This window comes from Vibrio sp. zbq_1, from assembly GCF_043102935.1.
Classification (GTDB): Bacteria; Pseudomonadota; Gammaproteobacteria; order Enterobacterales; family Vibrionaceae; genus Vibrio; species Vibrio parahaemolyticus.
Genome location: NZ_JBICJH010000032.1, coordinates 127,772 through 145,453 on the forward strand (window position 1 = coordinate 127,772; position 17,682 = coordinate 145,453).

18 protein-coding genes are annotated in these 17,682 nt (G+C 45.1%); 13 read left to right on the forward strand and 5 right to left on the reverse strand.

Annotated features, from left to right (window positions below; genetic code table 11):
- The first annotated feature begins 114 nt into the window (after positions 1-114).
- Positions 115-393, forward strand: coding sequence for a 50S ribosomal protein L25 (rplY, locus tag ACF8CV_RS14730; protein WP_005378066.1), 279 nt, complete (start codon positions 115-117; stop codon positions 391-393).
- Between the two features lie 140 nt (positions 394-533).
- Here the strand turns inward: rplY and ACF8CV_RS14735 are convergent, their stop codons facing one another.
- Together ACF8CV_RS14735 and ACF8CV_RS14740 are read right to left on the reverse strand one after the other, a co-directional pair.
- Complete coding sequence (locus ACF8CV_RS14735) at positions 534-1,049, reverse strand: GNAT family N-acetyltransferase (protein ID WP_005462440.1); 516 nt, start codon at positions 1,047-1,049, stop codon at positions 534-536.
- Positions 1,050-1,060: 11 nt separating this feature from the next.
- The gene (locus ACF8CV_RS14740; protein ID WP_029828672.1) at positions 1,061-1,768 is read right to left on the reverse strand and encodes a GNAT family N-acetyltransferase; all 708 of its coding nucleotides are present in this window, start codon (positions 1,766-1,768) and stop codon (positions 1,061-1,063) included.
- 349 nt (positions 1,769-2,117) lie between these two features.
- Here ACF8CV_RS14740 and ushA point away from each other — a divergent pair, with 349 nt between their 5' ends.
- Together ushA and ACF8CV_RS14750 are read left to right on the forward strand one after the other, a co-directional pair.
- A complete protein-coding gene (ushA, locus tag ACF8CV_RS14745; protein WP_138937441.1) occupies positions 2,118-3,833 on the forward strand; it encodes a bifunctional UDP-sugar hydrolase/5'-nucleotidase UshA in 1,716 nt (571 codons plus the stop codon).
- Positions 3,834-4,251: 418 nt separating this feature from the next.
- Complete coding sequence (locus ACF8CV_RS14750) at positions 4,252-4,473, forward strand: hypothetical protein (protein WP_005462330.1); 222 nt, start codon at positions 4,252-4,254, stop codon at positions 4,471-4,473.
- 132 nt (positions 4,474-4,605) lie between these two features.
- Here ACF8CV_RS14750 and ACF8CV_RS14755 read toward each other — a convergent pair whose 3' ends face one another.
- The gene (locus ACF8CV_RS14755; RefSeq protein WP_020840419.1) at positions 4,606-4,854 is read right to left on the reverse strand and encodes a DUF1289 domain-containing protein; all 249 of its coding nucleotides are present in this window, start codon (positions 4,852-4,854) and stop codon (positions 4,606-4,608) included.
- 189 nt (positions 4,855-5,043) lie between these two features.
- Between ACF8CV_RS14755 and ACF8CV_RS14760 the strand changes: the two genes are divergently transcribed.
- Positions 5,044-5,490, forward strand: coding sequence for an META domain-containing protein (locus ACF8CV_RS14760; RefSeq protein WP_005486896.1), 447 nt, complete (start codon positions 5,044-5,046; stop codon positions 5,488-5,490).
- Between the two features lie 59 nt (positions 5,491-5,549).
- Here ACF8CV_RS14760 and ACF8CV_RS14765 read toward each other — a convergent pair whose 3' ends face one another.
- Positions 5,550-6,146, reverse strand: a complete 597-nt coding sequence (locus ACF8CV_RS14765; RefSeq protein ID WP_017448681.1) for a response regulator transcription factor — start codon at positions 6,144-6,146, stop codon at positions 5,550-5,552.
- Positions 6,136-7,878, reverse strand: a complete 1,743-nt coding sequence (locus ACF8CV_RS14770; protein ID WP_392417147.1) for a PhnD/SsuA/transferrin family substrate-binding protein — start codon at positions 7,876-7,878, stop codon at positions 6,136-6,138. Before ACF8CV_RS14770 ends, ACF8CV_RS14765 begins: the two co-directional genes overlap by 11 nt.
- 362 nt (positions 7,879-8,240) lie before the next feature.
- Between ACF8CV_RS14770 and ACF8CV_RS14775 the strand changes: the two genes are divergently transcribed.
- The 9 genes from ACF8CV_RS14775 (at position 8,241) to ACF8CV_RS14815 (ending at position 17,479) form a co-directional block, all read left to right on the forward strand.
- Positions 8,241-9,224, forward strand: a complete 984-nt coding sequence (locus ACF8CV_RS14775; RefSeq protein ID WP_005462348.1) for a sulfurtransferase — start codon at positions 8,241-8,243, stop codon at positions 9,222-9,224.
- A 21-nt stretch (positions 9,225-9,245) separates the two neighbouring features.
- Entirely contained in the window at positions 9,246-11,042 is a 1,797-nt protein-coding gene (locus ACF8CV_RS14780) for an FAD-dependent oxidoreductase (RefSeq protein ID WP_208871024.1), read from the forward strand.
- The gene (locus ACF8CV_RS14785) at positions 11,039-11,809 is read left to right on the forward strand and encodes a (Fe-S)-binding protein (RefSeq protein WP_005478886.1); all 771 of its coding nucleotides are present in this window, start codon (positions 11,039-11,041) and stop codon (positions 11,807-11,809) included. The genes ACF8CV_RS14780 and ACF8CV_RS14785 overlap by 4 nt, the downstream gene beginning before the upstream one ends.
- Before the next feature lie 69 nt (positions 11,810-11,878).
- Entirely contained in the window at positions 11,879-12,556 is a 678-nt protein-coding gene (locus ACF8CV_RS14790; protein ID WP_029834317.1) for a TVP38/TMEM64 family protein, read from the forward strand.
- A gap of 222 nt (positions 12,557-12,778) precedes the next feature.
- Positions 12,779-13,939: an ABC transporter substrate-binding protein gene (locus ACF8CV_RS14795; protein ID WP_017448685.1), complete on the forward strand. Its 1,161-nt coding sequence runs from the start codon at positions 12,779-12,781 to the stop codon at positions 13,937-13,939.
- A gap of 9 nt (positions 13,940-13,948) precedes the next feature.
- Entirely contained in the window at positions 13,949-15,658 is a 1,710-nt protein-coding gene (locus ACF8CV_RS14800; RefSeq protein ID WP_140278731.1) for an ABC transporter permease, read from the forward strand.
- Positions 15,624-16,271 carry an ATP-binding cassette domain-containing protein gene (locus ACF8CV_RS14805; RefSeq protein ID WP_140278732.1) on the forward strand — a complete coding sequence of 216 codons (648 nt, stop codon included), beginning with the start codon at positions 15,624-15,626 and terminating at the stop codon, positions 16,269-16,271. The genes ACF8CV_RS14800 and ACF8CV_RS14805 overlap by 35 nt, the downstream gene beginning before the upstream one ends.
- Positions 16,264-16,875, forward strand: coding sequence for a CDP-alcohol phosphatidyltransferase family protein (locus ACF8CV_RS14810; protein WP_005495656.1), 612 nt, complete (start codon positions 16,264-16,266; stop codon positions 16,873-16,875). Before ACF8CV_RS14805 ends, ACF8CV_RS14810 begins: the two co-directional genes overlap by 8 nt.
- A gap of 124 nt (positions 16,876-16,999) precedes the next feature.
- Positions 17,000-17,479: a glycine zipper 2TM domain-containing protein gene (locus ACF8CV_RS14815; RefSeq protein WP_005462302.1), complete on the forward strand. Its 480-nt coding sequence runs from the start codon at positions 17,000-17,002 to the stop codon at positions 17,477-17,479.
- Positions 17,480-17,682: the final 203 nt, after the last annotated feature.

The window sequence follows — 17,682 nt, forward strand, 5'->3', positions numbered from 1 at the left end:
AATGATAGTATCCGCGCTCGCTTGAACAGTTCCTGTTTCAAGCTTTACCACGAACAACAAGGTCGCATTGTTGATTGTGAACATTTGATTTTTACTAATTTGAGAGTAAATACTATGAAATTCGAAGCAGTAGTACGTACTGAACTAGGTAAAGGTGCGAGCCGCCGCCTACGTCACGCTGGCAAATTCCCTGCAGTTGTATACGGCGGTGAAGAAGCAGCAGTAGCTATCGTTCTTAACCACGACGACATCGTAAACCAAATGGACAAGCCTGAATTCTACGAAGGCATCGTTCTAGTTATCGATGGCAAAGAAGTTAAAGTTAAGCCACAAGACGTTCAACGTCACGCGTTCAAGCCAAAAGTTGAACACATGGACTTCATCCGTATCTAATTCCCTACCAAGGAATTAATCGGATTAAATCCAGACCTTTTGCATAAAAGATAATCGGATTTACCAACCGAGACATCTAAAAAATTTCAAAACCCCGGAGTCTTACCACCTCCGGGGTTTTACTATATATGGCATTTGATTTACGAACGGGCGATGTACTTCACTAAAGTGAGGTCAGTCAGCGTCATGCTATCAATCACTTCGGATTCTTCTTCTCCAGTACGCACAAAACCACACTTCTTGTAAAAGTTCAGCCCTTGATTATTGGTGTTCAGTGCTTTCAGACTTATCTGCATAACTGGCGTGGAAAGTAGACGTGTTTCGAGCTCATCTAACAGTGCACTTCCTGCCCCTTGCCCATAATGTAACGGCGAGACATAGCAACACGTTACCAACGCCGTTTTATCTTCACTGGTGTGGTTAGGCAACTCGTAACTTAAAAAACCGACGATTTCCCCTTGTTTCTCAACCACGATCAATTGAGCCAGTTGCTCCGTCATAACTCGTGTCCACATCCTTTCTCGGCGCTCAATGGTAAACTGCTCTATATAGCTTTGTGGCATTAACCCTTTGTACGCCACCTGCCACGAATCGACATGTATTTTAGCAATTTGAGCTGCTTCTTCTCTAACAGCATTCCTTACTGTGTATCCCATTACTTTCCTTTCTATTCATCCTGAGTAAATACGCGCAATCGGTTATAAGCTTCAAAACCCAAAGATTCGCACAACTTAATCGAAGGTGTATTTTCGATATTTACTCGGTATCTCACTTTACGATCTCGCGTTTTAACCTCCGCCACTAAGTGTGAAAGTAAGCGCTTACCGTACCCTTTCTCTCTCACTTTAGGGCTAACCAGTAACGATAACGACTCAAATGGCTCCTTTCCTTCGTAGCAATATGAAGCTAATGCCGCAACCAATTTACCCTCTTCTAAAATGCCATAGAAGAAGTGGCTATCGAGCTCGAAATCGGCTTTCTCAATATCTTCTGCGCTGTTACTACGTAAAAATGCGTCAAGCAACTCATTGTCAGATTCAATATTCAAAGTGAAAACATCAGCATCTTTATTGAAGGTATTATCATTAAATAAATGATAGTCGACGTCGTCATATTCGCAGAATAATTGCAGATTATTTAATTTTCTCTCTAGCTCACTCGGCTGAAAATGTTTAATTTTATGCCAGAGATTTTCCGGACAGGATAAAAGAGTAAACGCATCAGATTGGAATAAATAAACAGCGGTGTGTTCGGAAAACCTTTTCCAAAATTGGGAGTCATAGTAATAACCGTTGTATGGTTTTTGACTGAGTTCAAACTGATTGTGCCAAGAGCAATCGATTTCTGCTGTTTTCGCAGATGATTTTATAAGCATCCCTACCTCTCTACCTTTGCAGTAGAAAATTATAACTATTTGTTTCGTAGGAACTTAGAAAAACATGAATTTGGCAAAATAATAACCAAACTTAGCGTCATACCTCACCAAAATGCGTATTGATTCACATAAACAACACGCATTCAATTAACTGCCTCACAAAAAATAGCTTAAGCCACATAAAATAAATGCTAAATACCAATTCTGTTTATTTATAGACGTAGTTTGCATGCTTATTAATTCGTATCTTCGATAGAAGTATAAATAAGAGATAGATCACTAAACTTTCACATTAATTCCGTATATTTCACGCCGTAACAATAACAAAATCACAAAGAAAGGATCCCTTATGAAGTTTTCCAAATCTCTATTGGTAGTGGCAGTGGGCGCTGCGCTAGCAGGATGCGGCTCAGACAGCGACAATTCACCAGTAACCTGTGAGACTGCAGATTCTTGTACTAAATTCACCGTTCTACACACTAACGACAACCATGGCCGCTTTTGGGAAAACAGCAAAGGCGAATACGGCATGGCTGCACGCAAAACTTTGATCGACTCTATTCGTGCAGAAGTGAAATCAAGCGGTGGCGAAACCATTCTATTGTCTGGCGGTGATATCAACACAGGTGTTCCTGAGTCAGACATGCAAGATGCAGAACCGGACTTCATAGGGATGAACCTACTTGGTTACGACGCAATGGCTGTCGGTAACCACGAGTTTGATAACGCTTTAGATGTTTTGAACAAGCAGATCCAATGGGCTGACTTCCCTATGCTCGCTGCAAACATCTACAAGAAAGACACCGATGGTAAAGTAACCGACGAGCGTTACTTCGCGCCTTACAAAGTCTTCACGATTAACGGACTTAAAGTTGCGGTTGTTGGCCTAACAACAAAAGATACAGCGAAACTGGTAAACCCAAGTAACGTTGCTGATATCTACTTCGAAGATCCTCAAGTTGAAATCAAAAAAGTACTTAAGGAAATCGAAGCAAACGAAACTGTCGATCTAGTTTTTGCAACAACACACATGGGTCACTACCAAGATGGTAACCATGGTAGCGAAGCACCAGGTGACGTTTTACTAGCGCGTTCTCTTGAAGAAGGCCAACTAGATGCAATTATTGGTGGCCACTCACAAAACCCAGTATGTATGGAGCCGGGTACTAACGAATACGCAGACTTCAAACCAGGTGACGAGTGTGCTCCAGACCAACAAAACGGCACATACATCATGCAAGCGCATGAGTGGGGTAAATATGTAGGTCGTGCAGACTTCGAATACTACGATGGCAAACTGCACCTAGCAAACTACGCTTTGATTCCAGTTAACCTAAAGGCAAAAGATGCGAACGGTGACTACCAATTCATCGCTGAAGAAATCAAGCCAGATGCTGTAGTTAAGCAAATTCTTCGTACTTACCAAGAGCAAGGTCAAGATCTGCTTGACGTTAAAGTATCTTCTACGGATGGCAAACTTGAAGGCGACCGCGGTGTAGTTCGCTCACAGCAAACGAACCTAGGCCACCTACTAGGTGAAGCGTACCGTACATACGAGCTAGTGAAAGCAGACTTTGGTGTGATGAACTCCGGTGGTGTTCGTGATTCAATCCAAGCTGGCGATATCACTTACCGTGATGTACTAACAGTACAACCATTTGGTAACTTCGTAACAAAAGCGACCATGACAGGTAAAGAAGTAAAAGAATACCTAGACGTCGTTGCTACGAAATCTGCGGGTTCTGGTGCTTACGCTCAACTAGACAACATCACTCTAGATGTAGATTGTGATGCTGGCTCAGTAACTATTACTGACATTAACGGTAAAGGCTTCAACCTAGACGCAACTTACACGTTCGCTGTAATTAGCTTCAGCGCTGCAGGCGGTGATGACTACCCAGTTATCCAAGTTGAATCAACTCAAATGACAGACGCATCAGTACTGCGTGAGTTCTTCGTAAACAACCCGCAAATCTCGGCGGATAGCTACAACAAGAACCTAGACAACATCAAGTACTTCAGCAATAGCCAAGCAGTGAAAGGCTGTCCTGCAACTGGTAGCTAATACTCTACACCTTACGCTCTGACTAGAATGGTTCTATCGAATCAATCCGTCAGAGCTCCTAAATCAAAACCGAAGCTTTGTGCTTCGGTTTTTTATTTTCGATAAATTGCTGATAATTCTCCACCTTCACAATCTGTTCAAAAATTGTTCATTTGTGTTGTTGACGCCCCTGTGCTGGGCTTCTATGTTTGATAAGGTCTTTCAAATATGCAGGCTCATCGGCTAAATTTCGCGAGACATTTTTATTCGCATAGTCAATGATTCTGAGAAAGATGTGAATGGCGTTACAAACACTGCTCTCAAACAATTTGTCTTTGGACTTCAAACGATGGTGATGTGCCTCCACGCGCACGCCAATGAGCAGCGATCTGGACGTCAATGTGTTCAAACTGCTGCCATCGAGTTCTGGAGGTCAAAAATGAAACGAGCCAGCAATAGCTACAGACTCCAAATGATCAAAGAAGTGGTCATCCGCCGAGAACGTGAAGCATGTACCGACCCTATGGCAAGGTACATTCACCAGTTAATGGATGAGCTTCCAACAAGCAAATTAGAGGTTGAGCTCAACCATCGATTTGCAGGAAATCACTTTGACGAACAAGCGGGAGGCTGGGTTAGCGACCGTTGGTCGATGAAATAACGCCAATTACCGATTTATAGGGAAAAATGGATAGGAGATTCCCGGTTCTTAAAGGATACCTTGCCGGGCCGGGAATATGTAAAAAGCAGAAACAAGAACGATGGCGTGTCCGCACCTTAATTAGAAATGCTTCTAAAACAAATCTTGTTGAGGTGATGAATTATCTTGAAGCTGTTCTGGCTTCGTCTTCCCTGCCAACATCTTTCTTCTGTATCTTTGACGACACAACTTAATAACGTGCAACTGCTGAGCGGGGGTTAAGTTCAGCCAATTAAACCGTTCCTCTCTTTTTCTCATACACCCCTTGCAATACCCTTTTTCATCGGAGGTACATACTCCAACACAAGGGCTTGGGACAGTGAAAAATTCCAGTTGCTCCATACTATAAACGCTCTTTCCATGTTAGGGCGTGTTTGCCTAGTTTAAATAACTAAACGAGAAGATTACTCACCGACAAAATCTGTTATACACTTCGTTATGTCAAAAACATACGAAACCATAACCGTATGCTGACAAAAACAGTGTTTTATTACTTATACTTACCGCGTTTCTAAAAACGGAGTCTATAAAATGAAGCTTAGCCTAAAAACGTTAGTTACAGCAATCTCTCTCCCTGTTCTTATGACTGCTTGTGCTAGCAACGGTGATGATGTGAAAGAAATTACGGCTCAAGATTTACAGCACCACAACTGGGAACTTGTTCAAGTTGATGGTAAAAATATCGTTCTAGACGAAAACCAAAAAGCGGCTCGCCTAGAAATCGGTGAAAACCTAACAGCAAACGGCAATGCGGGTTGTAACAACTTCTTCGGTCAAGCTGAGCTGAAAAACAACCAACTACGCATCGAGAAAATGGGCATGACCATGAAGATGTGTATGGAAGATCAAATGAAGATCGAAAATGCAATGACACAAACACTATCTAACTGGAGTGACATCACTCTAACTAAAGATGGTCTTGTTCTGAAAAATGCCGATCATGAATTGACGTTTACTTTACGTGACTGGGTAAATTAATCCCAAGTCAGTAAACAAAATCATTTTTAAAAGCAGCCAACTGGCTGCTTTTTTTATGCCTAAATTACGTGCCCTACTTTATGAATCAATGCAGCTAAACTTTCTACTTCCAACTTCTTCATTACATTGGAACGATGTACTTCTATAGTACGAAGCGAAACACACAGTTGGTTCGCCATATCCTGATTTTTCATCCCTTTAACCACCAGAATCAGTACTTCTTTTTCTCTTCTAGTAAGGCTTTGAAGAGTTAGTTTTGCACTTTGTTTTTCTTGGTTTTTTAGTGAACATTCCATAGCATTATCGATTGCCGCTACTAAAGCATTACCGTCCACAGGCTTTTGAAAAAAGTCCAACGCGCCTTCTTTTAAGGCGTCGACTGCCATTGGAATATCACCGTGCCCAGTCAGATATATAACGCTGATTGGACTGCATTGATTACGCATTAGCAGGTGAAGCTCCTGCCCACGCATTTCTGGCATTCGGCTATCCAACAACACACATCCAGCTTGATGCAGATTCACACTCTGTAAGAAATCTTGCCCGTTTGAATAGACATCGACGCTATAACCATAACTTTCTAACATAAAAGCCATTGATTCTAAAACAGGCACTTCATCGTCAACGATATAAAGTGGACAAAGATTACGACTCATTCTGAGCTTCCTGATACGGTAAAACGATAGTCACTTGGCACCCTGATGGGTCAATTGACCTAAAATTGATGGAACCTTGGTGCGCTTCAATTACATCGCGACAAATAGCAAGCCCTAGCCCTAGACCATTTTCCTTCGTGGTATAAAAAGGCTGATCAAGAGGGGTATTTTGCTCTTCGATCCCGACCCCGTTATCCATGACATCAATGATGACAACGTCATCACAAAAGCTGATATGGAGATCAACAAACAACTCTTTTTGCGAAGTCGAATGAGCAAGACAGGCATCTTTGGCGTTATTAAGCACATTAATGATCACCTGTTGCAATCCAGTAACATCCGCATAAACGTTTTGTACCTCGCCAGAATACATCACACCTAGTAGGATATTGTGACGTTGGAACTCATAATCCACCAACTTCATTGCATCATTGATGACGGCAGGTAAGTCAACCCAGCTTTTCTCGATTGGCGTCCGGTGAATCAAACTACGTAAACGCTGCACTATGTCACTCGCAGACGTCACTTGTTGTTGAATTTTCTCTATTATCGGCAACATTTCCTCGGGTGTAGTGCCTTGCTCCATCCGCATCTTTGCACCTTGACTGTAGTTTTTAATCGCAGCCAATGGTTGATTAATTTCATGTGCGATACTGCTGCCTAATTCCCCCACAATCGTAATCCGTTGAGCGTGTTCCAACATGCTACTCTTACGACGTAAATCATTAAGGGTAGCTTTCAACTTTTCTCTACTACGTTTGAACGTCCACTCTAGCCAAAAGTGATAGATAGTCAGTAACACCAATGTTAGCAGCGCTGCGATAGCGACTGCTTGGTTTTTATGTAGCCACTCTTGAACTTTTTGCGCCCAAGGTTTCTGTAAGGGATGTAAGTCCAAATGCTTGTAGACTTTATCTACGTTAACGCTAGGCGCAGGCAGCGTCCAACCCACATTGTTGGCAGCAATAGCGGCTGAATGCGATGCAGGCATTGCAAACAGGGTTTGTGCGACCTTTTGCCCAACATCTACCGGAGCACGCTCCGTCATGGCCATGGTCCAATTTGGGTACAGAGGAGTACTAACTGCGCAAACCGAATCAGCAGGCCTTCTTTCGTTGAGCACTCTCAAATTATGCAGCTCTATCTTGCCTTCGGCCGCCATGTTTTCCAGCGTACAAGCAGGAACAATTGCAACATCAATTTGGTCGTCGATCACATCGAGAATCAACTGATCGGTCGGTGGGCCAGTAAAATGGATTGTTTCAAAGAACGATGAGTTGAAATACCCAAGTTTGTCGAGCTCATAACGTAGAGCAAGAAAACCACCAAACGCCTTTTCTGATACAGCGGCGATACTGGCTTCATTGATGTCTCTCAGTGTTTTAAAAGGCGATTCTTCACGCACAACAACGACTGATGCTATCGACTTGTTCGGCACATTACTGTAAGCCGTTTTCTGCGTTGCTAGCCAGTTAATAGGGTACTCACGAGCAAGCTTAGTTGCCTGTCCTGGGCTCGTTAATATGAAATCCAACCAACCATGTAAAAAGGCTTCTTCTAGTTGGTCAAAATCGTAAGTATGTAAGTTGAATTCATAGTTAGGGTTTTGTTCTTCCAACCATGTCATTGTGGGTTGCCAAGATACTTTAGCGTGAGAATGCCCTCTCAATGCCAGCACACCTACATCAAATGTTGTCCTATCAGACAGATGTTCTGCTTTGACTTGAGAAATACAGGTAAAACAAACAAATACAATAGAATAAAGGAATTTCTGAAAATAATTTTTAGTCACTTAATAAAGCACAACGACAACGTATTGGTTTCGCATTTTAGCACCGTTCCCCTCTCTAACTTTGTTGCTTTAGATCAATCCCACATCATTATTGTGGGAAACCACAATACCGCCTAACTATTGATTTCCTCAGAATGCCTTACCCACAAAGGGGTAGAACGCATTTCCGCTTATTTTAAGCCATGAACATCAAAAATGATTAAGAAACGTTCATGCCTGTACTCCCCCTTCAAAAGCATTCTATCTGTCGAAACGTCAAGGATTCGGCAGCAAAACTTTAAATTAAAATACGGAAGCAACTCATGAAAAAATCGACAATTGCGTTGGGTGTGTTGGCCGCTGTCGCAGCGGTTGGCTACTCAGCTTACAATACGATGTTCTCAGCTGAGGCTGTAATAGTGGATGCTGCTGCTCAAGAGCAGAAGTTCACACAATACGCTCACCCAGAACACTTCATCTCTGCACAACAACTGAAATCGCTGATGGATGGTGACAAAGACGTGGTTGTGATCGGTGCGCTAAACCCTATCAAACCAGATAGCCCTATTTCTGGTTCTTACACTATGTGGCGTAACGATTACTCAGCGACTGAAGACGCCTACGACTTCGGCGGTATGAGTAATAGCACAGAAGAAATGGAAACAATCCTAGGCAGCTTCGGCGCAACAACAGACAGCACAATCGTCGTCTACGCTGCGGGCTCACACCACGATGCTGCGCGTCTTTACTGGCAAATCCATAACCTTGGTCACCAAGACGTTCGTTACCTAGATGGTGGCTTGAACGCTTGGATGGGCGCTGGCTACCCAACTGGCTCTGCAAACCAAAGCGTTGCAGCAGTTGAATACAACGCACCTAACACACAACAAGAGAACAATGCCCTAGCAACGCTAGACATGGTTATCGCAGCGCAAAACAACCCTGATTGGGTGATCCTAGATACTCGCGGCAACGACGAGTTCAACGGGGAAGTTGCGGTTTCTGGCGCATACGGTCCGGGCACTATCCCAAGCAGTGTTCACATTAACTGGACCAAAGCGTTAAACGAAGACACGACGCTGAAATCAGCAGAAGAACTGCAAGCCCTTTACGGCGACATCATCAAAGGTAAGAAAGTTATCGCTTACTGCCAGTCTGGTGTTCGCTCTGCCCACACCACCATGATTCTTACTGAAGTATTAGGTGCAGAAGGCGTCTACAACTACGACGGCTCATGGATCGAGTACAGCCATGCTCACTACGAGCAAAAGAATCCTGAAGTGAACGTTATCAACGGCAAGAGCTAATCAACACGGAAACCGCAGTTAATGAACAATGTAATTTTTAGCCAAAAGCTATACGACACCGCGCAAATGATTGTCGATGGCTGTATGGGTGATGCCGATCCGGCATGTCAAACCGCATGTCCAATGCACACAGACGTAAAACAGTACGTTCGCATGGCTGGTGAAGGGAATTTCCAAGGCGCTTTGGTTCTGATCCGCAGCAAACTATTCCTACCTCAAACGCTTGGCCGCATCTGTGCCCACCCTTGTGAAGCGTCTTGTCGTCGTAACACAGAGTTCGGTCAGCCGATCAGCGTTGCTGGCATCAAACGTTTCGTCGCAGAGAAAATGGATAACCAAGATCACTGGGATCTTAACATTGCGCCCCTGACCAACAAGCACATCGCGATCGTGGGTGCAGGCCCTGCTGGTGCGCAAGCGGCTATTGAGCTTCGTCGTCAAGGCCACGAAGTAACGATTTACGAAAAGCTAGACGTTTACGGCGGCATGATGCGTGTGGGTATCCCTGAATACCGTCTACCACGCGATGTTATCGACTTCGAATACAGCTACCTAGCGATGCTGGGTATTAAAACTCAGTTTGGCGTTGAGATCGGCAAAGACATTAGCTTCAACACACTGCGCAACGAACATGATGCTGTGATTCTGGCTCACGGTGCACACGTCGGTTCGATCATCCCTCTGCCGGGTCATGACAACGATGGCGTGTTCTCTGCGGTTGAATACCTAAAAGAGATTTCTGAAACTCGCCAATTTCCACGTGCAGGTAAACGCGTAATGGTTATCGGCGGTGGTGACGTTGCAATGGACTGTGCACGCTCTTCATGGCGTATTGGTGCAAGCGACGTTTACCAATGTTCACTTGAGAGCCTAGAGAACCTACCTGCAAGCCAAATCGAAATCGATGAGTCGCTAGAAGAAGGTGTCGAGTTCAACGCAGGTTGGGGCCCTGTTGCTATCGAACACGAAAACGGCAAAGTAACCGGCATCACTATCAAGAAAGTCCTGTCTATCTTTGATGAGCAAGGCAACTTTGCACCTCAGTACAGCGAAGAAAGCAAAACCATCTCTGTAGACACCATCGTTTTTGCAACCGGTCAAATCGTGGCAGACATTACTGACGGTGCACTAGAGCAAACTCGCGGTGGTCGTTACGTGGTCGATAAACAAACACTAGCATCGAGCCTAGAAGACGTCTTCGTAGCCGGTGACGCGTGTGGCGGTAACATCGTGATTGAAGCGATGGCATTAGGTCGTAAAGCCGCAATGAGTGTTGAGCGTTTCCTAACGACTCGCCCACTAACTGAAGACCGCGACTTTGAGCAAGAATACAGCTACTCATCTCGTCTAGACGTACCACTACCAAAAGGTACGGTAGATACCCCTCGCCTACACGGTGAATTGCGTGATGCTGAAGAGCGTAAACAAGACTTTACACAAGTGGATGTAGGCTTTACTGAAGAACAAATCAAACAAGAAGCATCTCGCTGTCTGCAATGTAGCTGCAAGCTATGTATGACCGAGTGCATCATGATGAACGACTTCAGTGACTGTCCAAAGACCATCTTCTCTGACTTTGTGAACAACAAGTCGATGGATCCATTGCTGGCTTACTCATGTAACGCCTGTGACCAGTGCACCATCGTGTGTCCGAAAGACTTCCCGATGAAGGAAATGTTCCTAGGCGCACGTGCTGACTTTGTTAGGGCAAACAATGGTGAATCACCAATGCCGGGTCATAAAGCGATCAATATGCACCAAAAACTGGGCTTCTCAAAAATCTTCACTATGGCAAAACGAGCGGTATCGACAAAATGAGTAATAAAGTATTTATGCCAGGATGCAGTTTGCCATCCTATTCACCAGAAGGCGTAGCGGCCATTGCGAGCTACCTAAAAGAAGTATTCCCAGAAATGGGCGCAGTACAGAAATGCTGTGGCAAACCGACCGCGGCTATCGGTCAAACAGAGAAGTTCAAAGAACGCTACGGCCAGCTTCAAGCAGACTTCGACAAACTAGATGCACAAGAAGTCATCGTGGCGTGCCAAAGCTGCTACGGCATGATCAAGAAGTCTGGCGGCACACAAAAGCCGGTTTCATTATGGAAACTGCTTCCAGAAATCGGTTTGCCAGAAGCGCTACGCGGCAAAGCAAAAAACAGTGACGTGGTGTTTACCATTCATGATTCTTGTTCGACTCGCTACGAGAAAGAACTGCAAGACGGCATTCGCTGGATCTTAAACGAGCTTGGCTACAAAACCTCTGAACCAGAACACACACGTGAAAACACGCGCTGTTGTGGTTTCGGCGGCATGGTTGTACCTGCAAACCCAGACGTGGCAACACGCGTAATCAAGCGCCGTGTTGAAGAGTTCGAGACAGACTACGTCGTGGTTTATTGCTCAGCTTGTCGTGCATCCATGATGGGGGTTGGTACGAAATCTTGGCACATTCTGGATCTGATGTTCGGCCCTGTGATCATGCAAGGTGATGAACCGCCAGTAAACGTACTCGCTAGCCCTGTAAAAGCTTGGTTCAACCGCTACAAATCAAAAGCGGGTCTGATCAAGTGTATGTCTGTGTAGCTATGTCTATGTAACTACGTCTTTGTAGCTATATCTTTTTAATTATTAGGTTTAAGTGAAGTTGAACTTATGAAATTCGTAAAAATCGCTCTTATTGTCGCTGTTGTAGCTATTGCTCTGTTCGCGGCTAAACAAACTGGCATTCTTGAAATCATCACAGACATCAAGAGCCTACAAGATTGGATCGCCAGCTTTGGTGTGTGGGGCTACGCCGTATTCGTAGCAGCATTCGTGTTTGCGTGTGTTTTCCTACTGCCGGGCAGCGCGTTCACCATTGTGGCAGGTATCGTATTTGGTCCTATCAAAGGCGGTATCTTAGCGCTGTTTTCTGCAACGCTTGGTGCAGTAGCGGCATTCATCGTGGCGCGCTTCCTGCTTCGCAACACCATCATGAAAAAGTTTGGCGATAACCCAATCTTCAAGAAAATCGATGACGGTGTAGCAGCAAACGGTACAAGCTTCTTAATTCTGACTCGTCTTGTGCCTGTATTCCCTTTCAGCCTACAAAACTACGCTTACGGTCTAACCAGCCTAAACCTAGGCACATACGCTTTGGTTTCTCTACTAACAATGGCACCAGGTGCATTCATCTTCGCTTACATGGCGGGCGATATTGCGACAAACGGCGTGTCTGCGATGCTGCTAGTGAAGTTTGCGGTTGCGGGTCTTGTGCTGTTTGGTATGTCTCTGATTCCAAAATACATCGCGAAGAAAAAAGGCATCAACATGGAAGAATTAGCGAAGTAGTCCGGTCTATCCAACATTGATGCTAAAAGAGTGCAGCTATCGCGCTGCGCTCTACCCTTTACATCATTGATAGTAATTCTCTGAATCAATTAATAAATCCTATTGGGATTCACATTGATAATACCGCGAGATAGATTACTATCCTTGTGAAGGACAGAGGCCATTCGCGAACAAACTCGGCGAAGCTTCAAACAAGAACCAGAAGAAAAACACGGACTACGTATGAAAAAGCTACTCAGTACCATTGGCATTTTAGCCACCACTTTTGCGACTTCATCTTTTGCTGACTCATCGGCCGCTAGTGAATGGCAAAAAATCGAACAACAAGCCGACGGACAAACCGTCTATTTTCATGCTTGGGGTGGTAGCCAAGAGATCAACCGCTATATCCAATGGGCAGGAAAAGAGCTTAAATCTCGCTACAACGTGACGCTAAATCACGTGAAAGTCACTGATATTTCCGAAACCACCACTCGCCTAATCGCAGAAAAAGCCGCAGGCAAAAACAGCGGTGGCAGTGTTGATATGGTTTGGATCAATGGCGAAAACTTCAAATCAATGAAGGATAACCAATTGCTGTTTGGTCCTTTTGTTGAAGGCTTGCCAAGCTGGCAGTACGTTGACAAATCATTGCCAATTGATGTGGATTTTTCAGAGCCAACTGAAGGTCTGGAAGCACCTTGGGGTGTGGGGCAATTAGTGTTTATTCACGATGAGCAAACCCTACATAACCCTCCTCGATCTTTTGCTGAAATGCTGAGTTACGCAAAAGCGTTTCCAAATCGCCTAACTTACCCTCGCCCACCAGAGTTTCATGGGACAAGCTTTATTAAAGCCTTGTTGATTGAGTTGACCAACAACGATCCCGCTTTGCAAAAACCAGTCACTGGTGAAACATTTGAGCAAATCACTCAACCGCTATGGGCTTACCTAGATGAGTTCCATAAAGTTGCTTGGCGTGGCGGTAAGCAATTCCCAGGAGGGACGGCTGAAACGCTTCAATTACTGGATGATGGTCAGATTGATCTTGCGATTACCTTTAACCCAAACGCGGTTTTTTCTGCGCAATCGAGTGGTAATCTTGCAGAAAGCACCAAAGCGTATGCGATGGACGCAGGTGCACTCTCAAACATTCACTTCTTAGCGATTCCTTGGAACGCAAATGCCAGTGCCGGTGCGCAAGTTGCGATAAACTTTTTATTGAGCCCTGAAGCACAATCTCGCAAAGGTAACCTTAACATCTGGGGCGATCCTTCAGTGCTAAGCAGCCAATACCTAACAGGTTCGGCTAAAAATACTCAACAATTCAAATCTATCGCTGAGCCGCATCCGAGTTGGCAATCTGCCTTAGAAAAAGAATGGTTGAAACGCTACGGGAATTAATAAGAGCCCATGTTAAGAGCGCTATATTTAGTCATTATCGCTGTTTGTATTTTACCTACCATTCCGGGACTACTCGGAGTGGTGGTTTCTGCGCTCGGTTATGTACCTCCTATCGGCTTGCACCACTTTTCTTTGGATGGCTTTAACGCTGTTTTTGATTGGGAGGGTGTTTGGACATCCATCGGGCTGACTTTCTACTCTGCCATTTTTAGTAGCTACTTGGCTTGCTTAATCACATTTGCAATTTTGCAAGCATCGTGGGGCAGCAAGTTTTGGCGAAAAATTGAAGTTAGCCTCTCGCCACTTCTCGCTATGCCGCATGTCGCGTTTGCAATTGGCTTTGCGTTCTTGTTTGCACCAACAGGTATGGGCGTTCGTGTTCTCAACCAACTGTTTGGTTACGATCCCAATGCGCAAACGGTGAATGACTTAGCATTGCTGATTAAAGACCCGCATGCACTCGGTTTGGTCATCATGCTTGCGATTAAAGAAGTGCCGTTTTTATTGTTGATGAGTATTCCAATTCTTCAGCAATTGAAAGTCGATAAGATTGAAAAAGTCAGTCACTCAATGGGCTACAGTTCGGCGCAAGCGTGGTGGAAATGCGTATTCCCACAATGGATAGCAAAACTGCGCTTTCCAATGCTGGCGGTATTGGCTTACAGCTTGTCGGTTGTTGATGTTGCATTGATTATTGGCCCTACCAACCCACCAACGTTTGCGGTTTTGGTATGGCAGTGGTTTAACGATCCTGATTTATCACTTCTACCAAGAGCTGCCGCAGGCGCGGTCGTGTTGTTTGCTATCGCTAGCCTTTTGATTGGATTTGCACGCTTAATGGAATGGTGTATTACCAAAGGCTTCAAACGCTGGCAGTACTCTGGTCGAAACGGGTTTCGTTTACCCGGTAAAACCCTATTTTCACTGATTGCGCTACTCGCACTTCTAATGATTCCACTCATGGTGGTGTGGAGCTTTGCTCAACGCTGGCGCTTTCCAGATTTACTACCGAGCCGCTATAGCCTGCGTTTTTGGGAATACGAATGGCACAACATTCTTGGCACACTGGAGCAGAGCATGCTAATTGCCGTTATCAGCGCGACTGTCGCTCTAGCCCTTGCCTTGATCGCACATGAGTATCGCCTTCGTTATCGCTGGCAGGTGCCCGGTTACATCATCGCCATCCCAATGCTGATTCCTCAGCTATCCGTGCTATTCGGTATGCAAGTAGTGACGCTGTACTTAAACAGTAACGCGTATTTCTTTTGGGTATGCTGGGCGCACGTATTCTTCGCGTTCCCATTTATTTACCTCTCGCTAGACGGTCCATGGCGCAGCTTCGATAACGGCTTAACTCGCGTCGCACTCAGCTTGGGTAAAACACCGATGCAAGCTTGGTTAAAAGTGAAACTGCCAATCCTCCTACCTGCGATTGCATTCGCATGGGCGGTTGGGATTAGCGTAAGTCTGGCGCAATACCTGCCGACATTGGTGCTAGGGGCTGGGCGCATTAGCACCATCACCACCGAAGCCGTTGCGCTATCCAGTGGTTTTGACCGACGTGTCACCGCGATTTACGCCATTTGGCAAGCACTCTTGCCGTTCTTGTTCTTCTCTTTTGCGATACTACTAAGCAGCTTACACGTGAAGTATCGCCGCTTGTCTATAAAAGGTTTACTACTGAATGAGTCTTTGTCTCGAAAACCTCGCCATCCGTAAAGCCAATGGCGACACGCTTTTTTCAACGTTCAACATGACCGTAGAGAAAAGTGAAATTGTTACTCTGATGGGACCAAGTGGTTGTGGTAAATCCACTTTGTTGGATGCTATTGCTGGGCACCTATCCGCCGAGTTCAACTACTCTGGATCCATTACGCTTGATAACGAAAAGTTGGATGCCCTCCCTGCCCATAAGCGTCAGGTCGGTATTCTGTTCCAAGACGATTTGCTCTTCCCTCACTTAACGGTGTGGGAGAACCTTGCCTTCGCGCTACCAAACTCAATCAAAGGTGAAGAGCGTAAAGCTCACGCCATGCAAGCACTGAAGAACATTGCATTGACCAAACTTGCCGAATCCTTCCCAGATCAAATCTCCGGAGGACAACGTGCCCGTATTGCTTTGACTCGTATGCTGTTGGCAAAGCCGAAAGTTGCGCTACTCGATGAGCCTTACAGCAAGTTAGATAAAGATCTGCGCGTGCAATTTCGTAATTGGGTGGTCGAGCAATTACAGCAAGCGAACATCCCTACTTTGATGGTAACGCACGATGAAGACGACATTCCCAATGGCAGCCGCTGCCTAAACTGGCCGTGGGAGACAAATCATGCTTGATAGCCTTAGTATAAAGCTCATCCGCAAACCGCTGGCACTCAGTGCGACATACCTCGACAAATGTGGCATCACCGCAAACCAAACGACAGTATTTGGTTTTGTGCTTGGCTGCTTTGCCCTACCGGCTTTGATCACCGAACAATACTTGTTGGCATTGCTGTTTATTTTGCTGAACAGAATCTGTGATGGATTAGACGGTGCACTGGCGAGGATTCAAGGCATTACTGATGCGGGCGGCTTTCTCGATATCAGCTTAGATTTTCTATTCTATTCCCTGATTCCTTTTGGTTTTGTGTTAGCAAACCCAGAACAAAATGCCATTGCAGGGGCATTTTTGATTTTTTCCTTTGTCGGAACGGGAAGCAGCTTTTTGGCTTTTGCCATCATGGCTGGGAAACAAGGCATCGATAATCCGGTGTATAAACACAAATCCCTCTACTACATGAGCGGTTTAACCGAAGGCACGGAAACCATCGGCTGTTTTGTGCTGTTTTGCCTGATGCCACAGCACTTTTCGGTCATTGCTTACATTTTTGGTGCGGCATGTTGGTTTACCACATTCACGCGAATTTACTCTGGGTTTCATACGCTAAAAGGCCGTTAACATCGCTCAGAAATGTACGTATTCTTGAGAAAAAACATCACTAAGCGACTGTTTATTAACGCATCAAAGCACATGCTAAATTGAGGTATATACTCTTTGGGTGGAGAAACCATTCGGAGGCTATATGAAAAAACACATCAAGTTAGGCATGTTGCTCACCATTACTTGTGCGATCGTGCTTGGCGGCTGTAGCTCACCTAACCCGTACGGAGATGCATACGGCTCGTCCGACACTCGCAAAGTTCAGCAGGTGTACTACGGCACGATAGAAAAAGTAGAACCCGTAACCATTGATGCCTCTACCCAATCCAACGCCATCGGTACAATAGCAGGGGCTGCCGTGGGTGGCATTTTGGGTTCGAAAATTGGGGGCGGTTCTGGCTCGGATATCGCAGCCATTGGTGGTGGTTTATTAGGTGGTTATGCAGGTAGTAAAGCCGCCGAAGCAACCGCGAAAAGAAATGGTGTGAACCTGACCATTCGATTAGAGGATGGAAAGATCATATCTGTCGTTCAAGAAGCAAACCCAAACATGATTTTCCAGCCAGGCCAAGCCGTTCAAATCAACATGTCTGGTAATGACGCAAGGGTTGTACCTCGCTAATTTGAACACGATGACTCCGTTCCATTGGTCTGCTGTTTTGGCTCAAAGAGCTTAATCCGCGCAAGCGTACGTTGCTTACTCATCGGCTTGCGCGGTTCTATTTGTATCAAATTTGATCGTCGTCAATGGAACATCAATCTCCCACACCTTTCGATGTTCAAATGACATCAAATTGCTAGCATGAGCCCATTCCTGATAACTTT

Excerpts from the sequence above, each read along its gene's own strand:
- ACF8CV_RS14755 (WP_020840419.1), bottom strand. The coding sequence starts at position 4,854 with ATGGAGCAACTGGAATTTTTCACTGTCCCAAGCCCTTGTGTTGGAGTA.
- ACF8CV_RS14740 (WP_029828672.1), bottom strand. The coding sequence starts at position 1,768 with ATGCTTATAAAATCATCTGCGAAAACAGCAGAAATCGATTGCTCTTGG.
- ACF8CV_RS14785 (WP_005478886.1), top strand. The coding sequence starts at position 11,039 with ATGAGTAATAAAGTATTTATGCCAGGATGCAGTTTGCCATCCTATTCA.
- ACF8CV_RS14795 (WP_017448685.1), top strand. The coding sequence starts at position 12,779 with ATGAAAAAGCTACTCAGTACCATTGGCATTTTAGCCACCACTTTTGCG.
- ACF8CV_RS14800 (WP_140278731.1), top strand. The coding sequence starts at position 13,949 with ATGTTAAGAGCGCTATATTTAGTCATTATCGCTGTTTGTATTTTACCT.
- ACF8CV_RS14750 (WP_005462330.1), top strand. The coding sequence starts at position 4,252 with ATGAAACGAGCCAGCAATAGCTACAGACTCCAAATGATCAAAGAAGTG.
- ACF8CV_RS14760 (WP_005486896.1), top strand. The coding sequence starts at position 5,044 with ATGAAGCTTAGCCTAAAAACGTTAGTTACAGCAATCTCTCTCCCTGTT.
- ACF8CV_RS14810 (WP_005495656.1), top strand. The coding sequence starts at position 16,264 with ATGCTTGATAGCCTTAGTATAAAGCTCATCCGCAAACCGCTGGCACTC.
- ACF8CV_RS14815 (WP_005462302.1), top strand. The coding sequence starts at position 17,000 with ATGAAAAAACACATCAAGTTAGGCATGTTGCTCACCATTACTTGTGCG.
- ACF8CV_RS14780 (WP_208871024.1), top strand. The coding sequence starts at position 9,246 with ATGAACAATGTAATTTTTAGCCAAAAGCTATACGACACCGCGCAAATG.
- ushA (WP_138937441.1), top strand. The coding sequence starts at position 2,118 with ATGAAGTTTTCCAAATCTCTATTGGTAGTGGCAGTGGGCGCTGCGCTA.
- ACF8CV_RS14790 (WP_029834317.1), top strand. The coding sequence starts at position 11,879 with ATGAAATTCGTAAAAATCGCTCTTATTGTCGCTGTTGTAGCTATTGCT.
- ACF8CV_RS14775 (WP_005462348.1), top strand. The coding sequence starts at position 8,241 with ATGAAAAAATCGACAATTGCGTTGGGTGTGTTGGCCGCTGTCGCAGCG.
- ACF8CV_RS14805 (WP_140278732.1), top strand. The coding sequence starts at position 15,624 with ATGAGTCTTTGTCTCGAAAACCTCGCCATCCGTAAAGCCAATGGCGAC.
- ACF8CV_RS14735 (WP_005462440.1), bottom strand. The coding sequence starts at position 1,049 with ATGGGATACACAGTAAGGAATGCTGTTAGAGAAGAAGCAGCTCAAATT.
- rplY (WP_005378066.1), top strand. The coding sequence starts at position 115 with ATGAAATTCGAAGCAGTAGTACGTACTGAACTAGGTAAAGGTGCGAGC.
- ACF8CV_RS14765 (WP_017448681.1), bottom strand. The coding sequence starts at position 6,146 with ATGAGTCGTAATCTTTGTCCACTTTATATCGTTGACGATGAAGTGCCT.